Here is a 22,946-nt window from a genome sequence, read left to right as displayed (position 1 = left end):
AACCCGCCATGACCTGCCCCATCTAACTTGCATAGACCATCGCGCAGGAGCCTCCATGAGCGACCAGCAAGAATTTCCCGAAGATCCGCGTGAGTACATCGATCCGGAAAATACCGAACAATCGACGGCCCATGGCACCGACCTGGCCCTGCCCGAGCAGAATCTGCCGGACAAGGTCTACATCATTCCAATTCACAATCGGCCGTTCTTTCCAGCACAAGTGCTGCCGGTCATCGTCAACGAAGAACCCTGGGCCGAAACCCTGGAACTGGTGAGCAAATCCGATCACCACTCCCTTGCCCTGTTTTTCATGGACACCCCCCAGGAAGACCCGCGGCACTTCGATACTTCCGCGTTGCCGGAATACGGCACCCTGGTCAAGGTTCATCACGCCAGCCGCGAAAACGGCAAGTTGCAATTCGTCGCCCAGGGCCTGACCCGGGTGCGCATCCGTACCTGGCTCAAGCACCATCGTCCGCCCTACCTGGTGGAGGTCGAATACCCGCGCCAGCTCAGCGAGCCCACCGACGAGGTCAAGGCCTACGGCATGGCGCTGATCAATGCGATCAAGGAATTGCTGCCGCTCAATCCGCTGTACAGCGAAGAGCTGAAGAACTACCTCAACCGCTTCAGCCCCAATGACCCGTCGCCCTTGACCGACTTCGCCGCCGCCCTGACTTCCGCCACCGGCAGCGAGCTGCAGGAAGTGCTGGACTGCGTGCCAATGCTCAAGCGCATGGAAAAAGTCTTGCCGATGCTGCGCAAGGAAGTTGAAGTCGCGCGCTTGCAGAAAGAGATTTCCGCCGAGGTCAACCGCAAGATCGGCGAGCACCAGCGCGAGTTCTTCCTCAAGGAACAGCTCAAGGTGATCCAGCAGGAGCTGGGACTGACCAAGGATGACCGCAGCGCCGACCTGGAACAGTTCGAGCAACGCCTGCAGGGCAAGGTCCTGCCACCTCAGGCGCAGAAACGCCTCGAAGAGGAAATGAACAAGCTGTCGATCCTCGAGACCGGCTCGCCGGAATACGCCGTTACCCGCAACTACCTGGAATGGGCCACCGCAGTGCCATGGGGTGTCTACGGCGACGACAAACTCGACCTCAAGCACGCGCGCAAGGTGCTGGACAAGCATCACGCAGGGCTCGACGACATCAAGAATCGGATTCTCGAATTCCTCGCGGTGGGTGCCTATAAAGGCGAGATCAGTGGCTCCATTGTGCTGCTGGTGGGCCCACCCGGGGTCGGCAAGACCAGCGTCGGCAAATCCATCGCCGAATCCCTGGGACGGCCGTTCTATCGCTTCAGCCTCGGCGGTATGCGCGACGAAGCCGAGATCAAGGGCCACCGCCGCACCTACATTGGCGCCCAGCCGGGCAAGCTGGTGCAGGCGTTGAAGGAAGTGGAGGTGATGAACCCGGTGATCATGCTCGACGAGATCGACAAGATGGGCCAGAGCTACCAGGGCGATCCCGCGTCGGCCCTCCTGGAGACTCTCGACCCGGAGCAGAACGTCGACTTCCTCGACCACTACCTGGACCTGCGCATGGACCTGTCCAAGGTCCTGTTCGTGTGCACCGCCAACACCCTGGATTCGATTCCCGGGCCATTGCTTGACCGCATGGAAGTGATTCGCCTGGCGGGCTACATCACCGAGGAAAAACTCGCCATTGCCAAGCGCCACCTGTGGCCCAAGCAACTGGAGAAGGCCGGTGTGGCCAAGAACAGCCTGAGCATCAGCGACAGCGCCCTGCGCTCGGTGATCGACGGCTACGCCCGGGAAGCCGGGGTGCGCCAGCTGGAAAAGCAATTGGGCAAACTGGTGCGCAAGGCCGTGGTCAAGCTACTGGACGAACCCGATGCCAGCATCAAGATCGGCCCCAAGGACCTGGAAGCGTCCCTGGGCATGCCGGTGTTCCGCAACGAGCAGCTACTGAGCGGCACCGGAGTCATCACTGGCCTGGCCTGGACCAGCATGGGCGGCGCCACCCTGCCTATCGAGGCGACGCGGATTCACACCCTCAACCGGGGTTTCAAGCTCACCGGACAACTGGGAGATGTGATGAAGGAGTCGGCGGAGATCGCCTACAGCTACGTCAGTTCGCATCTCAAGCAGTTCGGTGGCGACAGCAAGTTCTTCGACGAAGCCTTCGTCCACTTGCACGTGCCGGAAGGCGCTACGCCCAAGGACGGCCCCAGCGCCGGGGTGACCATGGCCAGCGCGCTGCTGTCCCTGGCACGCAACCAGCCGCCGAAAAAAGGCGTGGCCATGACCGGCGAGCTGACCCTCACTGGCCACGTGCTGCCGATTGGCGGGGTGCGTGAGAAAGTCATCGCGGCGCGGCGGCAGAAGATCCACGAGCTGATCCTGCCGGAACCCAACCGCGGGCATTTCGAAGAGCTGCCGGACTACCTCAAGGAAGGCATCACCGTGCACTTCGCCAAGCGTTTCGCCGACGTGGCCAAAGTGCTGTTCTAAGCCCATTCGCCAGCAAGCCGACGCCTATAGCTGCCAAGCTGTAGGAGCCGGCTGGCCGGCGAAGAGGTCATAACGGCCAACCTCTATTCCCCTCCCCACACTTCGCAACATCTTCAGTTATGCTCGCCGTTCGTCATGAATGATCGGAGCCTCCTGCCCCATGCCCGTAACTCGCCTGCTTGCCCTGTTCAGCCTTGCCCTGCTTACTGCCTGCGCCAGCCAGCCCAAGCAAAACGTCACGGTGGAGAACCAGAGTGAATGTCCGTTGCAACTGCACAACGGGCAAAACCTGATCGTCACCCTACCGAGCAACCCCACCACAGGTTATCGCTGGGCGATCCAGGACTCGGCCGGCGGCATCCTGCGCAAGGTCAGCCCCGAGGTCTACAACAACCCCGACGACACCGGCCTGGTGGGTAGCGGTGGGCACTCGAGCTGGCGCTTCCAGGCCTTTGCCAGCGGTACCGGCCGGCTGTTGCTGACCTATCAGCAACCCTGGGCGCCGGAAGAGTCCCCGGTGAAGGCCTTCGACTGCTCGATCACGGTCAATTGACATGGGCTGGCTGATCCTTGCGCTGATGGGCGCCGCCACCTTCATCTACGGCGTCAGCGTACATGCGACGCTGCTCTGCCTGCTGGTCAAGCCACTGCCAGTACTCGCCCTGCTGGGCTGGCTGCACGATGCACCGCCCGGGGACTACCGCCGCTGGGTCATTATCGGGCTGCTGTTTTCGGTACTGGGCGATGTGTTGCTAGCCTGGCCCATGGACCTGTTCGTGTTCGGCCTCGGGGCCTTCCTGGTGGCGCACCTGGCCTATCTCAAGGCCTATCTCAGTGATTGCCGGCGCCCGGCCCTGCTACCGCTGCTGGTGGCCCTGGCCATCGGCACAGTGCTGTTGGGCATCCTGATATCCCACGGCCTCGGCCCGTTGCTGATCCCGGTGATCGTCTACGCCCTGACCATCAGCGCCATGCTCTGGCGGGCCCTGGCGCGCCTAGGCACAGAGGTGCCCAAGCGCTCGGCGCTGCTGGCGGCACTGGGCGCCTTGAGCTTCGCCTTCTCCGACAGCCTGATCGGCATCAGCCGCTTTGTGCTGGCCTTCGATGCCGCGCCCTACCTCATCATCATTTTCTACTGGCTGGGCCAGTGGGGCATCGCCGCTTCGGCGTTCCGCCAGAAGCCGCGCTGACCCCCGCTTCGCCGGCAGGCCGGTCCCTACAATCCGTAGGAGCCGGCTGGCCGGCGAACAGCACCACACCTTGTGTCGCCCTCGCCCCCCTGAAGGCCCTTCGGGCCTTATCGCCACCGGCGCCAGCGGCTACAATGCCGCCCTCTTTTTATCTCCATCGCCGGAACCGCCGTGAGCAAAGAACCCGACCGCCTTTTCGCCCAGCCCCTGCCCCAGGTGCCCGACTTCGCCTTTAACGAGGATGTGGTGCGGGTCTTCCCGGACATGATCAAGCGCTCGGTGCCGGGTTACCCGACCATTGTCGAGAACCTCGGGGTCCTGGCGGCGCAGTTCGCCCAGCCCCACAGTGCGCTTTACGACCTCGGCGCCTCCCTCGGCGCGGTGACCCAGGCCTTGCGCCGCCATGTGCGCAGCGACGGCTGCCGGGTAATCGCCGTGGACAATTCGGCAGCCATGGTCGAGCGCTGCCGGGAATACCTCAACGGCCAGGACTCGATGTTCCAGGAGTTGCTGCCGGTCGAGGTGATCGAGGCTGACATCCTGGCCCTGGAGTTTCAGCCAGCCTCGGTGGTGGCGTTGAACTTCACCCTGCAGTTCATTGCTCCAGCGCAGCGCCTGGCCTTGCTCGGGCGCATCCGCCAGTCGCTGCTGCCCGGTGGTGCGCTGATCCTCTCGGAGAAGCTGCGCTTCAACGACAGCGAGGAACACGCACTGCTCACCGACCTGCACATCGCCTTCAAACGCGCCAACGGCTACAGCGAACTGGAAATTGCCCAGAAACGCAGCGCCATCGAAAACGTCATGAAGCCCGACAGCCTCGAAGAACACCGCGAACGCCTGCTGGCTGCCGGGTTCTCGAAAGTCGTGCCGTGGTTCCAGTGTCTTAATTTTGCCTCGTTGATTGCCTTGCCATGATTGATCTGTCCCCCCTCGCTCGCCGTATGGCGGGCACTCCCCTGGCCGAATGGGCCAGCGGCCTGCAAGCCCAGCTCGATACCAAGATGGACAAAGGCCACGGCGACCTGGAGCGCTGGCAAAGCGCCCTCGATGCACTGCCGAAGATCCAGCCCACTGAGATCGACCTGGTCAATGGCCTGAGCCTGGACTGCGACTGCGACGAGGCCACCCGGGTACAGATGCGCTCTGCGCTGATGGGCCTGTCGCCATGGCGCAAGGGGCCGTTCGATCTGTTCGGTGTGCACGTAGATACCGAATGGCGCTCGGACTGGAAATGGTCGCGGGTCGCCCCGCACCTGGACCTGAAAGGCAAGCGCATCCTCGATGTCGGCTGCGGCAATGGCTACTACATGTGGCGCATGCTCGGCGCGGGTGCCCACAGCGTGATCGGTGTCGACCCCAACTGGCTGTTCTTCTGCCAGTTCCAGGCGGTCCAGCGCTACCTGTCCGAGCCGTCGGTGTGGCACCTGCCGTTCCCCTTCGAGGACCTGCCGGCCAACCTGGAAGGTTTCGACACGGTGTTTTCCATGGGGGTATTCTACCACCGCCGCTCGCCTATCGAGCACTTGCTGGCGCTCAAGGACTGCCTGGTCAAGGGCGGTGAACTGGTGCTGGAAACCCTGGTGGTGGAAGGTGATCAGCACCAGGTGCTGGTGCCGGAAGACCGCTATGCGCAGATGCGCAACGTCTGGTTCCTGCCCTCGGTGCCGGCCCTGGAACTGTGGCTGCGGCGCGCCGGGTTCAGCGACGTGCGGTGCGTGGATGTCAGCGTGACCAGCATCGAGGAACAGCGCGGCACCGAGTGGATGAAGTATCAGTCCCTGAGCGACTTCCTCGATCCCAACGACCACAGCAAGACCATCGAGGGCCTGCCGGCACCGATGCGGGCAGTGATTGTCGCCAAAAAATAATACCACCCTCCCCCTGTAGGAGCTGGCTTGCCAGCGAAGGCGTCCACCAGAGTGGCGCAGGGCTCAAGGGCCTCTTCGCCGGTAAGCCGGCTCCTACGGTTTTTTGTAGGAGCCGGCTTGCTCGCGAAAACCGCGGACGCGTTTGAGCTCAGCGCGCTCGACGCGCCTTGAAGAACTCGCTCAGCACCGTGCCGCACTCTTCGGCCAATACCCCGCCTTCGTACAACACCCGATGATTGAGAAACCCCTGGGTGAAGAACTGCCCCTGGCTCTGCACAATCCCCGCCTTGGGCTCCAGGGCGCCGTACACCACTCGGGCAATGCGCGAGTGGACGATCAGCCCGGCGCACATACTGCAAGGCTCCAGGGTCACGTACAGGGTGCTGCCGGGCAGGCGATAGTTGCTGACCGCCTGGGCCGCCGCACGGATCGCTACCATTTCGGCGTGGGCGCTGGGGTCGCTGCCGCTGATCGGGCAGTTGTAGCCACGGCCAATGATTTCACCGTCCGACACCAGCACCGCGCCCACCGGGACTTCCCCCAGGGCTGCACCTTGGGCCGCCAGGGCCAGGGCTTCACGCATGAAATCCTGATCGCGACTACGGTCGATGATCGACGCCGGGCGAATCTGGCGCATCACGCCACCTCGATGGCGGCCATGAGACCGGTTTCCATGTGGTCGATCACATGGCAGTGGAACATCCAGACACCCGGGTTATCGGCCACCAGTGCCACTCGGGCACGCTCGTTCTTGCCCAGCAGGTAGGTGTCGGTGAAGTACGGGGTGATCTTCTTGCGGTTCGAGGCAATGACCTTGAAGCTCATGCCGTGCAAGTGGATCGGATGCTGGTATTGAGTCATGTTCTTCAATTCGAAAATGTAGCTCTGGCCCTTTTTCAGCGTGGCAATCGGGCGGTCGGCGCAGGTCTTGTCGGTGATGTCCCAGGCTTTGCCGTTGATCTGCCACAGGCTCGGCGGCTGGCCATTGTCCACATTCACCGAGACCGAGCCAACCCACTCGAAATTGAAGTTGAGCTTCTCGGCGTTGTCGAGATCCGGCTCGGCCACCGGATTGGCCGGCAAGGCCTTCGGCCATGTAGTCGGCGCATCGGTGTTGGCCACCGAGCGCAGGGTGCCCAGGCGCACCGGACCATTGCGCAAGGACAGCTCCTCGCCCGCCGCCGGTGCCTTGATCGCCAGGCAGATGCGCATGCCCGGGCCCAGCCAGTACTCCTTGCCCAGGGGACGCGGTTCGATGGGATTGCCATCCAACGCGTAGATCTGCGCCTCGACACCAGGGATATTGATGCGATAGGTCAGGGTGTTGTCGAGGTTGAGCAGGCGCACCCGGGTAATCTGCCCGGCCGGCAGCTCGATCACTGCCTGGGACACGCCATTGATAGTCGACAGGCGCCCGGCGGTGCCGCCCCGTGCCGCTTCCCGGGGAATGCTGAAGGGCATGAAGGCGCCCTCTTCATCCACGTGCCAGCTTTTCAGGCTCAGGGTGCGCTCGTACTTGAACCCGGTGGGTTCGCGTTCTTCGACGATCAGTGGTCCCACCAGGCCGCGGCCCAGTTCTTCGCTGCTATTCACATGTGGGTGGTACCAGTAGCTGCCGGCATCCGGCACACGGAACTTGTAGTCGAAGTATTCGCCGGGCAGCACCGGCAGTTGCGAGACATAGGGTACGCCGTCCATTTCCAGCGGCAGGCGGATGCCATGCCAGTGGATGGTGGTGGCCACCGATAGGTGGTTGATGAAGCGCACCCGCAGCCATTCGCCCTGACGTACCCGCAGCTCGGTGCCCGGCGCCGAAGGACCAAAGGCCCAGGCCTCGGTCTTGTGCCCCGGCACCAGTTCCACATCCAGTGGCGCGGCGATCAGCTCGTAGTCATGGCCCGCCTCAGCATCGGCCATTTTTCCCAGCCAGTAACGCGACGCGCCGCCTGCTCCCACGCCAACCACTACCAGACCGGCCAGACCACCGAGTATTTGTCGACGGGTAAAGGACATGGACTCAACTACCTCACATATCTGCGGCGGACCCAGGCCCGCAAAAGGCGAATACGATACACCCGCAGTTGAGAAACAGTAAGGCCGGCGTGGCGACGGGACGCAGGGAAGTCGGGGAGTTGGCGGCGTTTTTGCGGGTCTCTTAGCTGGCCTGCCAGCGTCTGCACCAATCATTTTTCGGCGCCGGTTGGCCGGCGAAAGGCCCGTTCAACCCTGCAATCCCAGCAGCAGGTGCACCACCCCTCCGGCCAGGGACATCACCGCCGGCACCCCGGCCACCCGTAAGGCCGTGACATCCAGCAGTTGCGGATCGTGCAACTCGAGCCGCATCCGGGTCAGGGCCAAGCGTTGCTGGCTCTTGATATTGGCGCTGCCTCCCAATGCCGCCAGCATGGATTCTGCCAGAGCATTGTCGGCGGCTTTGGGCGACGGCGCTTTCGGCTGATCGGGCACTAGGTCAGGGGTCAGGGCTTTCCAGAACGCCTGCTGTAATTTCTCGAACATCTTCAGTTCTCCAGAACCAGTGCGCCGACGGTGGTGGTTTCATGCTGCTGCAGGCATTCACGCACCTGAGCGGCATCTTCCAGATCGATAATGCGAGCGGCCAAGGCCTGGCACTCGCCCAGGTCCAGCTCCCGTATCCGTGCCTTGATGGTCGGAATCAGCGGCACGCTCACCGACAGCTCATCCACCCCCAGGCCCAGCAACAACGGTACTGCCAGGCTCTCTGAAGCTAGTGCTCCGCAAACCCCGACCCACTTGCCGTGAGCATGGGCGGCCCGGACGGTAGTAGCGATCAGACGCAGCACTGCCGGATGAAAGCTGTCCGCCTGCCCCGCCAGACGCGGATGATCACGGTCCATGGCCAGGGTGTATTGGGTCAGGTCGTTGGTACCGATGGAGAAGAAATCCACTTCCGTAGCGAAGCGATCCGCCATCAAGGCCGCCGAGGGCACCTCGATCATGATCCCCAGTTTCGGCCGTTCCACGAGGCCCAGGGCCTGTACCTCCGAGTCCAGTATCTGCCGGGCCTGACGCAGTTCCGCCAACTGACTGACCATCGGCAACATAATGTGCAGCCGAGCCTGCCCAGCGCTGGCGAGAATCGCCCGCAACTGTTCTCGCAGCAGTTCGGGACGCGCCAGGCACAGGCGAATGCCTCGCAGGCCAAGAAACGGGTTGGCCTCATGCTCCATGGGTACATAGGCCAGGGGCTTGTCACCACCGACATCCAGGGTTCGCACCACCAGGTTGCGCCCAGGCCCCAGGGCCTGGGCTATGGCCCGGTAGTTGTCGGCCTGCTCTTCGGGACTCGGTGCCTGGCTGCGGTCCTGATAGAGAAACTCCGAACGCAGCAGGCCGACGCCTTCGCCACCCAGGCTCACCGCCTGCTCGGCCTCCGCCAGGGAGGCGATGTTGGCCGTAACCTCAAGGTGATGACCGTCGCGGGTCACCGCCGGCAGCGCCGCCTGGGCCAGGTCCTGGCGCTGACGCAGCCGTTGCTGCTGGCGCTGAGCATCAAGACGTTGCAGCAGCAGCGGATCAGGGTCTGTATGCAGCTCGCCGCGATCGGCATCCAACAGGACCCGCGTACCGTTGGCCAAGGACAGGACCTGGGGCGACAGGCCACAGATCGCCGGCAGGCCCAGCGCACGGGCGAGGATCGCCACATGGCTAGTGGCGCCGCCGCCCACGGTAGCGAACCCCAACACCTTGCCGGTATCCAGGCTCGCGGTCTGCGAAGGCGTCAGTTGCTCGGCAATCAGGATGGCCTGGTCCGGCAGGCTCCAGGCGTCTTCCTCGACCCCGAGAAGCAACTTGAGTACCCGCTGGCCGACGTCCGCCAAGTCCACCGCGCGCTCTGCTAGCAGGTTGCTACCCAGCCCCTTGAACAGATCGGCGATGGCCTCGATGGCGCTGTTCCAGGCAAACGCCGCACTCTTGCCGTTGGCGATCAGGGTTTCGGCCTGCTCCAGCAGGCTCGGGTCGTCCAGAAGCTCCTGATGGGCACGGAAGATTTCCTCCTGCACCTCGCCGCGGGCGTTTTCCCTCAGCTCTTGCAGGGCTCGGGCCGCCTCCCGCAGCGCCTTTTCGAGGGCCTCCAGTTCCTGCTGTGGGTTGGCCGCCGACTCACGTATTTGCAGACGCTGCTCAGCCACCTGCAACACCTGGCCAAAGGCCGAACCTGCTGACGCACAGATACCGCGCAAGACTTTCTCAGGCGCCTCATCGAACACAGCCACTGCTTCGGGGCTCGACAGCGTACTGACATTTTCGCCACAACCAGACGCCAACAACGCCGCCAAAGCCTGGATCGCCTGCTCGGCATCCACACCCACGGCACTGACCTGCAAGACATCGCCCTGAACCGTCTGCAACGCCATGATCGACACCAGGGACTTGGCATTCGCCGAATCCACGCGCCGGTGCAGGTAGACGCTTGCGGCAAAACCCTTGGCTGCCTGGGCCAGCAACGCGGCGGGACGCGCGTGCAGCCCCTGCGGGTTAGCCAGAATCAGCGGCTTGGAAAACTGCGCCTGTCCTTCAGCCTCCGGCACTTGGGCAGCCCCGGCGGTGGCTGGATCGAGCCGCAGCACCGGCTGCCCCAATTCCACCAGCAGGCTGTCGGCAACCAGCCCCGTCACCGCCTCGCCACTGACCACCAGCATCAGGGTCAGCAGGCTGCGGGCGTGCAAGGCCAGGTAATCGGCGTCGAACTCGATCAGCGGCTGGCCTGCTGTGATCTGCTGGCCTTCCTGCACCAGGCAGGTGAAACCCTTGCCCGCCAGGTTCACCGTATCCAGCCCGATATGCAGCAGCACCTGCTGGCCCTGCTCGCCGGTGATGCTCACCGCGTGGCCGCTGTGCTGCAGATTGCTGATCACCCCGGACAGAGGTGCGCAGAGGGTCTGGGAAGTCGGGTCGATGCATAGCCCGTCCCCGATGACCCGGCTGGAAAACACCGGGTCCGGGACCTGGTCCAGGGGCAACAGCACCCCGGACAGGGGCGCAAGCAATTGCAAGGGTTGGGTTATGGCCATGAGGTCACCTGCTGTTGATTCCTTGAAGTGCCGATGGAGCGCGAGCCCCGACAGCATCGCTTATTTCCACCAGTACTCGACCTGCAAACCGACGTTCGCGCCGTGCCGGGCAGTGCCGAACACACCGCTATCGGACAGCGCGGAGCCGGCGGCCAGCTCATTGGCCGCACGCTTGGCCGCTTCGTTCCAGCTGGCATAGGTGTAGTACAAGCGCACCTCCGGTCGGGCCCAGAACTCCGGCCCCTTGGGTGACCAGGTAGGCGCGAAGGTAAATTTGCTGAGCTTGCGCGTGCCTCCCGGCGCTTCCACTTGGTCGTGGCCGAACTCGGTCACCAGTTTGAACTGCTCGGTGATCGCATAGGCCGGCCGCACGCCAAGGGAGATCCAGTTCTGGTCTTGCCCGTCGGGGCGAATGTCCTTCTGGTAGACCGCCTCCACCTGACCGCCGAAACGCGGAGTCACCTGCCAGTCAAAGAACTCCACCAGGCGATAACTCTTGTTGCTGTCATCCAGATAGGGGTTACCGGTGTAGCCGAGTCCCGTGCCGGGCCCCTCGCCATATTGCAGGGCGAGTTTGTTCTTGCCACCGAGAAACGCCTTCTGCACATGCTGGGTGGTGATCGCCCAGCCGTTGTGGGCGCCTCTGCGGTCGGGCTTTTCCAGGTAACTCAGTCCCAGCTCCAGCTCGCCGCCAGGGTTGGTCTGGAACCCGGCGACGTTGAAGTCGTGACGGCTCACGGCCTGTTTCTGGTAGAGGTTGTCCTTGCGGGAAAACGCGTAGCTGTATTTCAGATCGCCAATGCGCACGTCTTCGACACCGCCACCGGTGGCGCTCTGGTTCCAGTAGTAGAAGTCGGAGATGTGGATGTCATTACGCTTGTAGTAACGGCGCCCGGCCCACAGTGAGCCGCCATTGAGACTGGGCAGGTTCGACCACTGGGCGTACATCTGCGGCATGCGCGCCGAGCCGTTGTCGCCCTGGAAGGTCAGGTTGCGGTCGTAGCGGTTGTAGAGCGAGGCCATGCCGTCGACGCTGAGCACCGAGCCATCTTCCAGGGTGTACAGGTCCTGGCGCAGCTCCAGCTCGGCGTACTGCTCGCACTCGTTGCCCAGGCGGTACTTGGATTGCGCGCCAGGCAACTGGAAACAGGATTGCGAGCCGCTGTTGACCGAGGTGCCGAGGCCGCTGCGCAGGTACCCGGCAAACTCCAGGGCCTGAGCCGGCAAGGGCAATACCAGGCACAGGCAGGACGCCGCCAGGCCGCGATTGATTGTTGGTTTCATAAGCCACCCCATTATTTTTATTGTGATGTTCGAATTCGCCGGAGCCGGCTGTCCGGCGCATGCATTCGGCCGGAAAGCCGCGTGGTCCGGTTCGCCGGTTCGCCGGCAAGCCGGCTCCTACAAGGTCAGGTGCAGGACGAAGGACTCGTAGGGCCGCAGCTGCAATTGCCGGCTGCGCGGTTCATGGTCCGGGTAGTTGCTGATCAGCAGGCGCTGTTGCATGTCGGCGCTGATGACCGCTTCCGGCAATTCGACCGCGCACGGCGAGCCGTAGAAGTTGTTCACCACCAGCAGGTGCTCGCCCTTGCCCTCGCGCACATAGGCCCAGATCTGCCCGTGCTCGGGCAGCAGCTGACGATAGAAACCGTGCTCAATCAGTGCCTCATGGCGGCGCAGGGCAATCAGCCGGCGATAGTGATGCAGCACCGAATCTTCGTCGCCGAGCTGGGCCTCGACATTAATCTGACCGGCATTGGCCGCTATCCCGATCCAGGGCTCGGCGCTGCTGAAACCGGCATTGGCACCGGCATTCCACTGCATCGGCGTGCGCCCGTTGTCCCGGGATTTCTGCTGGATCGCCGCCATGATGGCCTGCGGCTCTTCACCGGCCTCGCGCTTGAGGCGGTGGATGTTCAGGGTCTCGACATCGCGATACTGCTCGATCCGCTCGAAGTGCGGATTGGTCATGCCCAACTCTTCACCCTGGTAGACGAAAGGCGTGCCCTGGAGCAGGTGCAACGCGGTGGCCAGCATCTTCGCCGACACCACCCGGTGTTCGCCGTCATCGCCAAAGCGCGAGACCACCCGCGGCTGGTCGTGATTACACCAGAACAGCGCATTCCAACCGCCGCCGGCCTGCATGCCGGTTTGCCAATCGGAGAGGATGCGCTTGAGTTCGAGGAAGTCGAAATCGGCCCGCAGCCACTTCTGCTGGTTGGGGTAATCCACCTTCAGGTGATGGAAGTTGAAGGTCATCGACAGCTCCTTCGACTCCGGATGGGAATAGCGGATGCAGTGCTCCAGGCGGGTGGAGGACATCTCGCCGACATTCACCAGATCGTGTCCGGCGAACACCTCCCGATGCATCTCCTGCAGGTACTCATGAACGTTCGGGCCGTCGGTGTAGAAGCGTCGTCCGTCGCTCTGGTCCTCGGGGAAATCCGCCGGCTTGGAGATCAGGTTGATCACATCGAGGCGGAAACCGCCGACGCCCTTGTCGCGCCAGAAGCGCATCATTTTGAAGACTTCGGCGCGCACCTGGGGGTTGTCCCAGTTGAGATCGGCCTGGGTGTGATCGAACAGGTGCAGGTAGTACTGGCCGGTCTGCGCCTCGTACTCCCAGGCGGAGCCGCCGAACTTGGATTCCCAGTTGTTGGGCTCATCGCGCCAGATGTAGAAATCCCGGTAGGGGTTGTCCAGGCTGCTACGGGCCTGCTGAAACCAGGCGTGCTCGATGGAGGTGTGGTTGACCACGATGTCCAGCATCAGCTTGATGCCGCGCTTGCCGGCTTCGGTGATCAGCCGCTCGCAGTCGGCCATGCTGCCGTAGCTGGGATCGATGGCGTAGTAGTCGCTGATGTCATAGCCGTTGTCCCGTTGCGGCGAACGCAGGAACGGCGTCAGCCACAGGCAGTCGACCCCCAGCCATTTCAGGTAGTCGAGCTTGTCCACCACGCCCAGCAAGTCGCCGGTGGCCTGCCCTTGGTGGCTGTGAAAACTCTTCGGATAGATCTGGTAGATCACCGAACGCTGCCAGTCTTGCATGGGGGAATCCTTTGGAAAGTACGAGGGCATTCGCCGGCAAGCCGGCGTTTACAGAGCCGCTCAGGCCACGCGGTAGCCGGGACGAATGATCTTCAGGCACAGGCCGCAGGTGAGGACAAAAGGCACCACCAGGGCGATGAGCATGCCGACGACGAACATCGGAATGGACTGGGGAATGATCGAGATGAACCCCGGCAGCCCGCCGACGCCAATCGCCGAGGCCTGAACCTTGTTCAGCGAGAGGAAGATGCTGCCCAGCGCCGAGCCGATCAGCGCCGCGTAGAACGGGAACTTGTAACGCAGGTTGACGCCGAACATCGCCGGTTCAGTGATGCCGAAGTAGGCGGAGATCGCCGAGGTCGAGGCCATGCTGCGATCCCGGGCGTTGCGACTCATGACAAACACCGCCAGGGCCGCGCTGCCCTGGGCCAGGTTGGACATGACGATCATCGGCCAGATGAAAGTGCCGCCCTGGGTGGAGATCAGCTGCAGGTCAACGGCGAGGAACATGTGGTGCATGCCGGTGATTACCAGCGGCGCGTAGAGCAGGCCGAAAATGGCACCACCGACCACCGGTGCCAGGTCGAACAAGGTGACCACGCCTTCGGTAATCAAGATACCCAGGTGCCGGGTCACCGGACCGATGATCCCCAGGGCCAGCACGCCGGTGACCACGATGGTGGTGATGGGCACCACCAGCAGGGTGATGGCATTGGGCACTCGGGCACGCAGCCACTTCTCAATCACGCTCATCACATAGGCCGCCAGCAAAATCGGCAGGATCTGCCCCTGGTAGCCAACCTTCTCGATCCGGAACAGGCCGAAGATATCGAAGTACGGCAGGCTCTGGCCGTCCAACCCGGCCACCGCCTTGCCGTAGTTCCAGGCATTGAGCAGGTCCGGGTGCACCAGCATCAGCCCCAGGACAATGCCGAGGATCTCGCTGCCGCCAAAACGCTTGGCCGCCGACCAGCCCACCAGCGCCGGCAGGAACACAAAGGAGGTGTTGGCCATCAGGTTGATCAGGCTCCAGAGCCCATCGAGGCCCGGGTAGGCCTCAAGCAGGGTCTTGCCCTCGATGAACATGCCCTTGGCACCCAGCAGGTTGTTCACGCCCATCAGCAGGCCGGCGATGATCAGGGCCGGCAGGATCGGCATGAACACATCGGAGAACACGCGCACCAGACGCTGCATGGCGTTGGTTTTTTCCGCGCCCTTCTGCTTTACATCGGCAATCGTGGCAACCGCGAGACCAGTCTGCTGGCGCAACGCCGCGTAGACCTTTTCCACTTCGCCGGGGCCGATCACCACCTGGAACAAACCGCCGGTGAAGAACGAGCCTTTGACCAGGTCGATCTGGTTGAGTGTGGCGCTGTCGACGAGGCTTGGGTCCTTGAGCGCCAGGCGCAGGCGGGTCACGCAGTGGGCCGCCTGTTCGAGGTTGTTGGCGCCACCGAGGCTGTGCAGCAACTCGCTGGCGATCGTTGAATAGTCGTGGCTCATGCTTGTTCTTCCACCTGAGTTTTTTGTTATTGGCAGCACGCCGAGGAGCAAGCTACTCGTCTGTACGAGTTAAATCAACAACTCGTACAGACGAGTTTGTGCTTTTCTTCTACCCACGGCCTGGCGTCATGTTTTTTCAACCCGCGCAGTACCTGTCAGCCACATGGACAAATGCACCGTCCAGCCCTTAAGGTGCCTGCCTTGAGCACACTCCGGCACAGAGCCATCCCATGAGCAAATACAACCAGATCTACAGCGATCTGCTTGCCAGCATCACCACCGAACGTCTGGAGCGTGGCGCCCGCCTGCCTTCGGAAAGCGAACTGATGGACAGCTACCAGGCCAGCCGAGGCACCGTGCGCAAGGCCATCGAACTGCTACAGGAGCGCGGTTTCGCGCAAAAGATCCATGGCAAGGGCACCTTCGTGCTGTCACCCAACCCCATCGAGTTCCAGTTGGGCGGCATCGTCAGTTTCCAGGAAACCTATCCCCGGCTGGGCGATGACGTCAGCACCGAGGTGGTGGAGTTCAGCCAGTTTCCGCTTGAAGGCGTACTACGGACTCATCTGCAGGCAGAGGAAGGCTGCTTGATCACCCGGATCAAACGGGTCCGGCGGATCGATGGCAAGCGGGTGATTCTCGACATCAACCACTTTGTCGCCGAGCTGATTCCCGGGCTGGACCGGCAGATTGCCGAGCACTCGATCTATGCGTACATCGAACAGACCCTGCAACTGAACATCAGCTATGCCCAGCGCACCATCGAAGCCAGCCCGCGGAGCAAGGATGACCAGCAGTTGCTCGACCTGGACGGCCAGAGCCATGTAATCGTGGTGAGCAACCAGACCTTTCTCCAGGATGGTCGGCAGTTCGAGTACACCGAATCACGGCACACCCTGGACAAGTTCTACTTCTCCGACGTAGCCCGGCGCTAAGCCCCGTCCTGCCTCGTCAGCCCAGCAAAGCCAGCAGTTCACCACTCAGGGGGCCGATGCGCTTCGACTCCTTGGCGGTGTTCACCTGCTGCGCCACCCGCGCCACCTCGATCACCGGGTGCTTGAGCGGATAGCCGCCCTTGCTGTCGAGCCAGCTCAGGACCTCCGCCAGGTGCCACAGCGAAGCACTGCCTTCATGAATCGCCAAGGGAAAGCTGTCGGCATGACCGAGCATCAGCTTGCGCATGTTCTGCCGCGAAACGCCGACGATCTCGGCGATCTCGCTGAGGCCGACGAAATCCGGACTGGCCTCCACCAGCCGCGCCTCGGGAATGATCCGCTTGATATCCGCCAGGGCACTGAGCAGCGCCGCTTCGGCAGTCTCGGCCTCGCGACTGAACTCCAGGGCCAGGCGCCCGGCCAATCCGGTGCCCACCAGGGCATCGGTGCAACCCGCCGCGCCGAGGCGCTCCACCAGTTGCAGCGGATCACAGCCCTCGAGCGGCAACAGATAGTTGAGGGTGAACAGGTATTCCATGGTGCTTACTCCTGACGGGCTGCCGGTGCCTTGGCCCCACGCAGCTGGTTCACGGTGCAGTTGTCGATCACCCGACACAGCGCCCGGGCGTGCTGGGCCGGGTTCTTCGGTGTGCGCCAGACACTGGTGATGCAGAACTCGCCACAGCGGCACACTTCGTTGTTGTACGGGCAGTAGATCCGGCCCCAGGCATGACCACTGCCGACCTCGATGCGCCAGCCCTGCCATTCGGCGTAGCGCAGGGCCATTTCAATATCCTTCTTGGGATGAATTGCACGAGCCATCCGTAGCCTCCAGTATCGTCAGGAACACAAGGTTGTCAACTGACAACCACAAACAATCCGATCAACGCCGCTCAGCAGATACTTCGCTGCAAGGACAAAACAATGAGGGGCAGACTCGAAGGGTACACGGCCCCCCTGAGGCTAAACGGGGCAATATCTTTCCCGGTATTGCGTGAACGCGAAAAAACCGGGTTTTCCAATACCCGGACATACAAATGGCGATCCACCCAAGGTGCGATCGCCATTTTTTTGCAACACAGAGACTTCAATCGACAAATCGGCTGAGACGCTCTGCTCCCTCCTCCGTCACTCGGACCATGGCACTCAGCACCACCCCGTCGCACCGGTCGTGGGCGACCACATTCCAGCCATTGGACATAACCCGGACATGCGGGGTCCCGGCCTTGGCCAATACCTGAACATTCAATACCTGGCCGGCCACCATGGGTTCGCAATGCCCCGCAACGCGGTAACCCAAGACCTGAGGCGCCTGGATCCGCTGCCTGCCCATGCCATAACCGCAATATTCAATCACTGCACTGAATCCCTGGGCGTCCAGCACCTCCTGGATAGCGCAGCCGATAGCCCCCAGTGACTCACCGCCGCGTACCTGCCGTAAGCCCTGCCCCAGAGCGTCCTTGGCACAGCTCAGCAAACGCAGTTGTTCCTCGCTGGCGCCAGGCGTGGCAAAGGTCCAGGACTGCGCACCATAACCCTTGCGGGATGACACGATGACCTCGACCTTGACCAATGCACTGGCCGGCAAAAGCTCCTCAGAGGGCAGGCAACTGATCAGCTGCGCATTCACCGAAACAGGAACGGCTGCGGGGTATCCCTTGTAGCCCACCAGCGCAGGCAACAACTGACGGCTATCGAGTTGCTGGAGCACATGCTCCTGAATCTCCAGGCGCGACCCCCCCTCCACGATAAGCGGCTTGAGCGCCAGCAGAATGTCCGTCACTTCGCCAGCAAGACGCCTCTCTTCAGCCACAATGTCCTGCTCCGGCAAGGCACCGATCAACGCAAAAGCCTCGCGGTTGTCCGCGGCAAAACGATCAAAACGTGACAATGGCGGTACCGTCACGCTCGGCAGCTCCGGCGTTTCAGCCGCCAAGCCCAAGGCTCTCAGCAACTTGCCAAACACACTCATCTCAACAGCCCTATCCGATGACAGCCTCATTGGGCAGCCCGTTTTCATTAACAAGAAGGCCCCTGATCTCGCGATCAGGGGCCTTCTTAACGGACTAGAAAACACTCGTCCGATTCACCACAGCCTCACAAGCGTGAGACCGAGCGATCATTCCCACTCAATCGTGGCCGGCGGCTTGCTCGACACGTCGTAGGTGACGCGGGAGATGCCTTCGATCTCATTGATGATGCGGCCGCTGACGGTTTCCAGCAGCTCGTAAGGCAGGTGCGCCCAACGTGCGGTCATGAAGTCGATGGTTTCCACGGCGCGCAGGGCCACGACCCAGGCGTAACGACGGCCATCACCGACCACGCCCACGGATTTCACCGGTTGGAACACCACGAAGGCCTGGCTGACCTTGTGATACCAATCGGCCTTGCGCAGTTCTTCGATGAAGATGTGGTCGGCACGACGCAGCAGGTCGGCGTATTCCTTCTTCACTTCACCGAGGATGCGCACGCCCAGGCCCGGGCCCGGGAACGGGTGACGGTAGACCATGTCGTACGGCAGGCCCAGCTCCAGGCCCAGACGGCGGACTTCGTCCTTGAACAGCTCGCGCAGAGGCTCGACCAGCTTGAGGTTCATCTCTTCCGGCAGGCCGCCGACGTTGTGGTGCGACTTGATCACGTGGGCCTTGCCGCTTTTCGCGCCAGCCGACTCGATCACGTCCGGGTAGATGGTGCCCTGGGCCAGGTACTTGATGTTGTCCAGTTTGTTGGACTGGGCATCAAACACGTCGATGAAGGTGCGACCGATGATCTTGCGCTTCTTCTCCGGGTCGGACTCGCCGGCCAGGTTGTTCAGGAACTGATCTTCAGCGTTGGCGCGGATCACCTTGACGCCCATGTTCTCGGCGAACATGGCCATCACTTGCTCACCTTCGTGCAGGCGCAGCAGGCCATTGTCGACAAAGACACAGGTCAACTGGTCGCCGATGGCCTTGTGCAACAGCGCGGCAACTACCGAAGAGTCAACGCCGCCGGACAGGCCCAGCAAGACGTTGTCGGTGCCGACCTGGGCACGGATGTTGGCGATGGCGTCTTCAGCAATTTTCGACGGGGTCCACAGCGCTTCGCACTGGCAGATGTCGAGGATGAAGCGCGAGAGGATGCGACCGCCCTGCTTGGTGTGGGTCACTTCCGGGTGGAACTGCACGCCGTAGTAGCGCAGGTCATCGTTGAACATGCCGGCAATCGGGCAGCTCGGAGTGCTGGCCAGGATGTGGAAGTCCTGCGGCATCTTGGTGACCTTGTCACCGTGGCTCATCCACACGTCGAGGCCGAACAGGCCGTCGGCGTCGACGTGGTCTTCGATGCCGTCCAGCAGGCGGCTCTTGCCCACCACATCAACCCGGGCATAACCGAACTCACGCAGCTCGGAACCTTCGACCTTGCCGCCCAGTTGCTCGGCCATGGTCTGCATGCCGTAGCAGATACCAAAGACCGGCACGCCCAGTTCGAACACCGCTTGCGGGCAGCGAGGGCTGTTGGCTTCGTGCACAGACTCGGGACCGCCGGCGAGGATCACGCCTTTGGGAGCGAATTCGCGAATCGCTTCGTCGTCCATATCAAACGGATGCAGTTCGCAGTAGACCCCGATCTCACGCACGCGGCGGGCGATCAGTTGAGTGTACTGGGAACCGAAGTCGAGGATCAGGATGCGGTGAGCGTGGATGTCGAGGGCCATGGTCAGTCTCGTCTAATTTCAGAAACGACACGGGGCTGAAAAACACAGCCCCGGTTACTAAATTCGTCAATCGCCTCCAGGCCTGGGCCTGAAGGCGATCACTATCAACCTACGCGATAGTTGGGCGCTTCCTTGGTGATCTGCACGTCGTGGACGTGGGATTCAGCCATGCCGGCGCCGGTGATGCGGACAAACTCCGGCTTGGTGCGCATTTCTTCGATGTTGGCGCTACCGGTGTAGCCCATGGAAGAACGCAGGCCACCCATCAATTGATGGATGATCGCGCCCAGGGTGCCCTTGTACGGCACACGACCTTCGATGCCTTCCGGCACCAGCTTCTCGGCACCCGCGGAGGAGTCCTGGAAGTAGCGATCGGAAGAGCCCTGGGCCTGGGACATGGCGCCCAGGGAGCCCATGCCACGGTAAGCCTTGTAGGAACGGCCCTGGAACAGCTCGATCTCGCCTGGAGCTTCTTCAGTCCCGGCGAACATTGAGCCCATCATCACGCAGGAGGCACCGGCTACGATGGCCTTGGACAGGTCACCGGAGAAACGGATGCCGCCATCGGCGATCAAAGGTACGCCAGTGCCTACCAGCGCTGCTGCAACATTGGCGATCGCGCTGATTTGCGGTACGCCAACACCCGCGACGATGCGTGTGGTGCAGATCGAGCCAGGGCCGATACCGACCTTGACCGCGTCAGCGCCGGCTTCGGCCAGGGCCTTGGCGGCAGCGCCGGTGGCGATGTTGCCGCCGATCACCTGCACTTCAGGGAAGTTCTCTTTGACCCAGCGTACGCGGTCGATCACGCCTTTGGAGTGACCGTGGGCGGTGTCCACCACCACCACGTCAACACCGGCATTGACCAGCGCAGCAACGCGATCGCCCGTGTCTTTACCGGTGCCGACCGCAGCGCCTACGCGCAGACGACCCTGGTCGTCCTTGCTGGCCAGCGGGTAAGCCTTGGCTTTTTCGATGTCATTGACGGTCATCATGCCCTTGAGGGCAAAGGCGTCGTCGACGATCAGCACACGTTCGATACGGTGTTTGTGCAGCAACTCACGAACGGCGGTCTTGTCGGCGCCTTCCTTGACAGTGACCAGACGCTCTTTAGGCGTCATCACTTCACGGACGCTGACTTCCAGACGGCTTTCGAAACGCACGTCGCGGGAAGTCACGATGCCCACCAAATCACCGTTGTGCAGCACTGGCACACCGGAGATGTTGTGCATGCTGGTCAACTCGAGCAGGTCACGCACGGTGGCTTCGGCTTCGATGGTGATGGGGTCTTTGACCACACCAGCTTCGAAACGCTTGACCTTGCGCACTTCGGCAGCTTGCTGCTCGATGGTCATGTTCTTGTGGATGATACCGATGCCGCCTTCCTGAGCCATGGCGATTGCCAGACGGGCTTCAGTGACGGTGTCCATGGCGGCGGAAACCAGTGGGATATTCAGCTCGATGCCACGGGTCAAACGGGTCTTTAGACTGACTTCATTAGGCAGTACTTCGGAATAACCGGGCACTAAGAGGATGTCGTCGAAGGTGAGGGCTTCTTGGCTGATACGCAGCATCGCGGGGGCTCCCGGGCGGGAAAATGGAAGCGCGCCATTATACTCAGACACCTACCCGGGCTCAATGTAAAACTCAGCCTAATATCGCTGGAGTGATAGATGGATATCTCGCCTCGATCCGTAGCAGCGGTTACAACTGCACTTTGACCCAACTTACCGGCTGATCCAGCCAATCGGCGAACTCGTCGATGAAGCTCTGCTTGAAGCCCGCCTGCGCCCAGTTGTTGAAAATGAACCCCAGGTTGGAAAAGCCGCACTCCTGGAGGAACAGGAAACCGTTGATGTCATCTTCATGACCGCATTCGGGGCAGGTGAAGTTGTCGGTGCGGCCAGGCATCCACTCTTCCAGACTCTCGAACAACGCTTCACCGATTTCCTGGCGACACTCGGCACAGCCGGCTTCTTCGAGAAACCCCTTGGCCGGGGTATAGATGCAACGCTTGGTGATGATCTCCAGGCCATTGATCAGCTCGCCAAAAGGCAAGGCCTCTGGACGCAGTACCACGTCCCGGGCACCGGGGGCGATGGCGTGCCCCATGCGACTGCCGGTCCGCCCGCAGGTGGTCAAGTCCTCCTCGATAATGTTCTTGCGCACCAGCCAACGCACGATCGCCCGGGCCCGGGGTTCGTGCACCGGCAAAGTGGAAATTTTCGGGACGAGAATGCTTTGGGAATTCATGGATAAGCCTGAAACGTCGAAAGGCAGAAAACGCGCATCGCCAGCAAGCCGGCTCCTACTGTCAATTGTAGAAGCCGGTTTGCCAGCGAACAGATCTGAAGGCCCGCAGCTTAATCCCTGAACCCCACAGGTCAAGTACTCAGGTAGCGGCCAATCAAGGCAATACCGCTGGCCAGCACCAACCAGGTCACCAGTCGTACAAAGGCCTCCCGAGACAACTTCCTGGTCAAGCCGCGCCCGATCCACAACCCCAGTGCCATCGCCGGCAACAGGCACGCCGCCAACAGCAACAACGGCAGCTCGGCATAGACGCCAGCCACAGTGAACAGGCTCAGGCGCACCACGGTACTGCAACTGATCAACGCACTCTGAGTTGCCCGCGCCGGATCCTTGGGCAAGCGGCTGTTCAGATAAATGGCATACAAGAAGCCGCCACTGCCGAACAAGGCACCAAACATCCCACCGACTATTCCCATCGGCACCGACCAGCCTGCCGCCAACCGGGTTGGACGCGCCTTCACCCACAAGCTGTAAATGGCATAAGCGCTGATGAACAGCCCCATTAATAGAAGTAACAGATCGGACTTGAGGTTGAGCAGAAAGATCACCCCCAAGGTGCAACCCAGCGCCATACATGGCAGCAAGCGCAACAGTTCGGGCCTGGCCACCTCCTTGCGCGACGGCAACAGGTTGCCAAAGGCGGCGACAAAATCCAGCAACACCAGCAGCGGCACGATCTTCGACAGCGGCATGAACAGGATCAGGATCGGCCCCGCCACCAGCGCCGTGCCGAACCCGGCAATGCCAAACACTATGTACGCCAGCGCGATGCCCAGGCCTATCGCCAACCAACTACCCGGGCCAAACGACCACTGGTTCAAACCCTCGATGATCACGCTCATCACTGCGACTTCCCAAATGA

At 62.0% G+C, this 22,946-nt stretch carries 20 protein-coding genes; 6 read left to right on the top strand and 14 right to left on the bottom strand.

Annotated elements, in window-relative coordinates; genetic code table 11:
- Positions 1-55: 55 nt before the first annotated feature.
- The 5 genes from lon to cmoB all read left to right on the top strand — a co-directional run bounded on the left by lon (position 56) and on the right by cmoB (position 5,534).
- Positions 56-2,476, top strand: a complete 2,421-nt coding sequence (lon, locus tag GV818_RS08870; protein WP_161758296.1) for an endopeptidase La — start codon at positions 56-58, stop codon at positions 2,474-2,476.
- A gap of 160 nt (positions 2,477-2,636) precedes the next feature.
- The gene (locus GV818_RS08865; protein WP_161758295.1) at positions 2,637-3,029 is read left to right on the top strand and encodes a protease inhibitor I42 family protein; all 393 of its coding nucleotides are present in this window, start codon (positions 2,637-2,639) and stop codon (positions 3,027-3,029) included.
- A 1-nt stretch (position 3,030) separates the two neighbouring features.
- Positions 3,031-3,666: a lysoplasmalogenase gene (locus GV818_RS08860; RefSeq protein WP_161776372.1), complete on the top strand. Its 636-nt coding sequence runs from the start codon at positions 3,031-3,033 to the stop codon at positions 3,664-3,666.
- Positions 3,667-3,837: 171 nt separating this feature from the next.
- Positions 3,838-4,581, top strand: a complete 744-nt coding sequence (gene cmoA, locus GV818_RS08855; RefSeq protein WP_161758293.1) for a carboxy-S-adenosyl-L-methionine synthase CmoA — start codon at positions 3,838-3,840, stop codon at positions 4,579-4,581.
- Positions 4,578-5,534, top strand: a complete 957-nt coding sequence (gene cmoB, locus GV818_RS08850; RefSeq protein WP_161758292.1) for a tRNA 5-methoxyuridine(34)/uridine 5-oxyacetic acid(34) synthase CmoB — start codon at positions 4,578-4,580, stop codon at positions 5,532-5,534. The genes cmoA and cmoB overlap by 4 nt, the downstream gene beginning before the upstream one ends.
- A 148-nt stretch (positions 5,535-5,682) precedes the next feature.
- Here cmoB and tadA read toward each other — a convergent pair whose 3' ends face one another.
- From tadA to treP, 7 genes are all read right to left on the bottom strand, one after another.
- A complete protein-coding gene (tadA, locus tag GV818_RS08845; protein ID WP_161776371.1) occupies positions 5,683-6,171 on the bottom strand; it encodes a tRNA adenosine(34) deaminase TadA in 489 nt (162 codons plus the stop codon).
- Entirely contained in the window at positions 6,171-7,547 is a 1,377-nt protein-coding gene (locus GV818_RS08840; RefSeq protein ID WP_161776370.1) for a multicopper oxidase family protein, read from the bottom strand. The genes tadA and GV818_RS08840 overlap by 1 nt, the downstream gene beginning before the upstream one ends.
- Positions 7,548-7,754: 207 nt before the next feature.
- Entirely contained in the window at positions 7,755-8,051 is a 297-nt protein-coding gene (locus tag GV818_RS08835) for a PTS transporter subunit EIIB (protein WP_161758289.1), read from the bottom strand.
- A 2-nt stretch (positions 8,052-8,053) separates the two neighbouring features.
- Entirely contained in the window at positions 8,054-10,588 is a 2,535-nt protein-coding gene (gene ptsP / locus GV818_RS08830) for a phosphoenolpyruvate--protein phosphotransferase (protein WP_161776369.1), read from the bottom strand.
- Positions 10,589-10,648: 60 nt separating this feature from the next.
- Positions 10,649-11,872 carry a maltoporin gene (locus GV818_RS08825; RefSeq protein WP_161758287.1) on the bottom strand — a complete coding sequence of 408 codons (1,224 nt, stop codon included), beginning with the start codon at positions 11,870-11,872 and terminating at the stop codon, positions 10,649-10,651.
- Positions 11,873-11,989: 117 nt separating this feature from the next.
- Positions 11,990-13,636: an alpha,alpha-phosphotrehalase gene (gene treC / locus GV818_RS08820; RefSeq protein ID WP_161776368.1), complete on the bottom strand. Its 1,647-nt coding sequence runs from the start codon at positions 13,634-13,636 to the stop codon at positions 11,990-11,992.
- Positions 13,637-13,696: 60 nt separating this feature from the next.
- The gene (treP, locus tag GV818_RS08815; RefSeq protein ID WP_161758285.1) at positions 13,697-15,139 is read right to left on the bottom strand and encodes a PTS system trehalose-specific EIIBC component; all 1,443 of its coding nucleotides are present in this window, start codon (positions 15,137-15,139) and stop codon (positions 13,697-13,699) included.
- Between the two features lie 230 nt (positions 15,140-15,369).
- Here treP and treR point away from each other — a divergent pair, with 230 nt between their 5' ends.
- Entirely contained in the window at positions 15,370-16,074 is a 705-nt protein-coding gene (treR, locus tag GV818_RS08810; RefSeq protein ID WP_161758284.1) for a trehalose operon repressor, read from the top strand.
- A 16-nt stretch (positions 16,075-16,090) separates the two neighbouring features.
- On the opposite strand, the gene GV818_RS08805 is transcribed toward treR, so the two are convergent.
- The 7 genes from GV818_RS08805 to GV818_RS08775 form a co-directional block, all read right to left on the bottom strand.
- On the bottom strand, positions 16,091-16,612 hold the full coding sequence (locus GV818_RS08805) for a helix-turn-helix transcriptional regulator (protein ID WP_161758283.1): 522 nt from the start codon (positions 16,610-16,612) through the stop codon (positions 16,091-16,093).
- 5 nt (positions 16,613-16,617) lie between these two features.
- On the bottom strand, positions 16,618-16,896 hold the full coding sequence (locus tag GV818_RS08800) for a hypothetical protein (RefSeq protein ID WP_161776367.1): 279 nt from the start codon (positions 16,894-16,896) through the stop codon (positions 16,618-16,620).
- A 265-nt stretch (positions 16,897-17,161) separates the two neighbouring features.
- Positions 17,162-18,046, bottom strand: coding sequence for a M24 family metallopeptidase (locus GV818_RS08795; protein ID WP_161776366.1), 885 nt, complete (start codon positions 18,044-18,046; stop codon positions 17,162-17,164).
- 147 nt (positions 18,047-18,193) lie between these two features.
- Positions 18,194-19,771: a glutamine-hydrolyzing GMP synthase gene (guaA, locus tag GV818_RS08790; protein ID WP_161758280.1), complete on the bottom strand. Its 1,578-nt coding sequence runs from the start codon at positions 19,769-19,771 to the stop codon at positions 18,194-18,196.
- Positions 19,772-19,875: 104 nt separating this feature from the next.
- Complete coding sequence (guaB, locus tag GV818_RS08785; protein WP_161776365.1) at positions 19,876-21,345, bottom strand: IMP dehydrogenase; 1,470 nt, start codon at positions 21,343-21,345, stop codon at positions 19,876-19,878.
- A 130-nt stretch (positions 21,346-21,475) separates the two neighbouring features.
- Entirely contained in the window at positions 21,476-22,024 is a 549-nt protein-coding gene (locus GV818_RS08780) for a sugar ABC transporter ATPase (RefSeq protein ID WP_161758278.1), read from the bottom strand.
- Positions 22,025-22,155: 131 nt separating this feature from the next.
- Positions 22,156-22,926: a sulfite exporter TauE/SafE family protein gene (locus tag GV818_RS08775; protein ID WP_161776364.1), complete on the bottom strand. Its 771-nt coding sequence runs from the start codon at positions 22,924-22,926 to the stop codon at positions 22,156-22,158.
- Positions 22,927-22,946 lie beyond the last annotated feature (20 nt).

It is taken from the genome of Pseudomonas sp. Fl4BN1 (assembly GCF_009908285.1).
Classification (GTDB): Bacteria; Pseudomonadota; Gammaproteobacteria; order Pseudomonadales; family Pseudomonadaceae; genus Aquipseudomonas.
Note: the sequence above shows the minus strand (reverse complement) of the source record. Positions and strands in the feature narration are given on the sequence as shown.

Coding starts and splice junctions, on each gene's coding strand:
- lon (WP_161758296.1), top strand. CDS start 56: ATGAGCGACCAGCAAGAATTTCCCGAAGATCCGCGTGAGTACATCGAT.
- GV818_RS08865 (WP_161758295.1), top strand. CDS start 2,637: ATGCCCGTAACTCGCCTGCTTGCCCTGTTCAGCCTTGCCCTGCTTACT.
- GV818_RS08860 (WP_161776372.1), top strand. CDS start 3,031: ATGGGCTGGCTGATCCTTGCGCTGATGGGCGCCGCCACCTTCATCTAC.
- cmoB (WP_161758292.1), top strand. CDS start 4,578: ATGATTGATCTGTCCCCCCTCGCTCGCCGTATGGCGGGCACTCCCCTG.
- tadA (WP_161776371.1), bottom strand. CDS start 6,171: ATGCGCCAGATTCGCCCGGCGTCGATCATCGACCGTAGTCGCGATCAG.
- GV818_RS08840 (WP_161776370.1), bottom strand. CDS start 7,547: ATGTCCTTTACCCGTCGACAAATACTCGGTGGTCTGGCCGGTCTGGTA.
- GV818_RS08835 (WP_161758289.1), bottom strand. CDS start 8,051: ATGTTCGAGAAATTACAGCAGGCGTTCTGGAAAGCCCTGACCCCTGAC.
- ptsP (WP_161776369.1), bottom strand. CDS start 10,588: ATGGCCATAACCCAACCCTTGCAATTGCTTGCGCCCCTGTCCGGGGTG.
- GV818_RS08825 (WP_161758287.1), bottom strand. CDS start 11,872: ATGAAACCAACAATCAATCGCGGCCTGGCGGCGTCCTGCCTGTGCCTG.
- treC (WP_161776368.1), bottom strand. CDS start 13,636: ATGCAAGACTGGCAGCGTTCGGTGATCTACCAGATCTATCCGAAGAGT.
- treP (WP_161758285.1), bottom strand. CDS start 15,139: ATGAGCCACGACTATTCAACGATCGCCAGCGAGTTGCTGCACAGCCTC.
- treR (WP_161758284.1), top strand. CDS start 15,370: ATGAGCAAATACAACCAGATCTACAGCGATCTGCTTGCCAGCATCACC.
- GV818_RS08805 (WP_161758283.1), bottom strand. CDS start 16,612: ATGGAATACCTGTTCACCCTCAACTATCTGTTGCCGCTCGAGGGCTGT.
- GV818_RS08800 (WP_161776367.1), bottom strand. CDS start 16,896: ATGGCTCGTGCAATTCATCCCAAGAAGGATATTGAAATGGCCCTGCGC.
- GV818_RS08795 (WP_161776366.1), bottom strand. CDS start 18,046: ATGAGTGTGTTTGGCAAGTTGCTGAGAGCCTTGGGCTTGGCGGCTGAA.
- guaA (WP_161758280.1), bottom strand. CDS start 19,771: ATGGCCCTCGACATCCACGCTCACCGCATCCTGATCCTCGACTTCGGT.
- guaB (WP_161776365.1), bottom strand. CDS start 21,345: ATGCTGCGTATCAGCCAAGAAGCCCTCACCTTCGACGACATCCTCTTA.
- GV818_RS08780 (WP_161758278.1), bottom strand. CDS start 22,024: ATGAATTCCCAAAGCATTCTCGTCCCGAAAATTTCCACTTTGCCGGTG.
- GV818_RS08775 (WP_161776364.1), bottom strand. CDS start 22,926: ATGAGCGTGATCATCGAGGGTTTGAACCAGTGGTCGTTTGGCCCGGGT.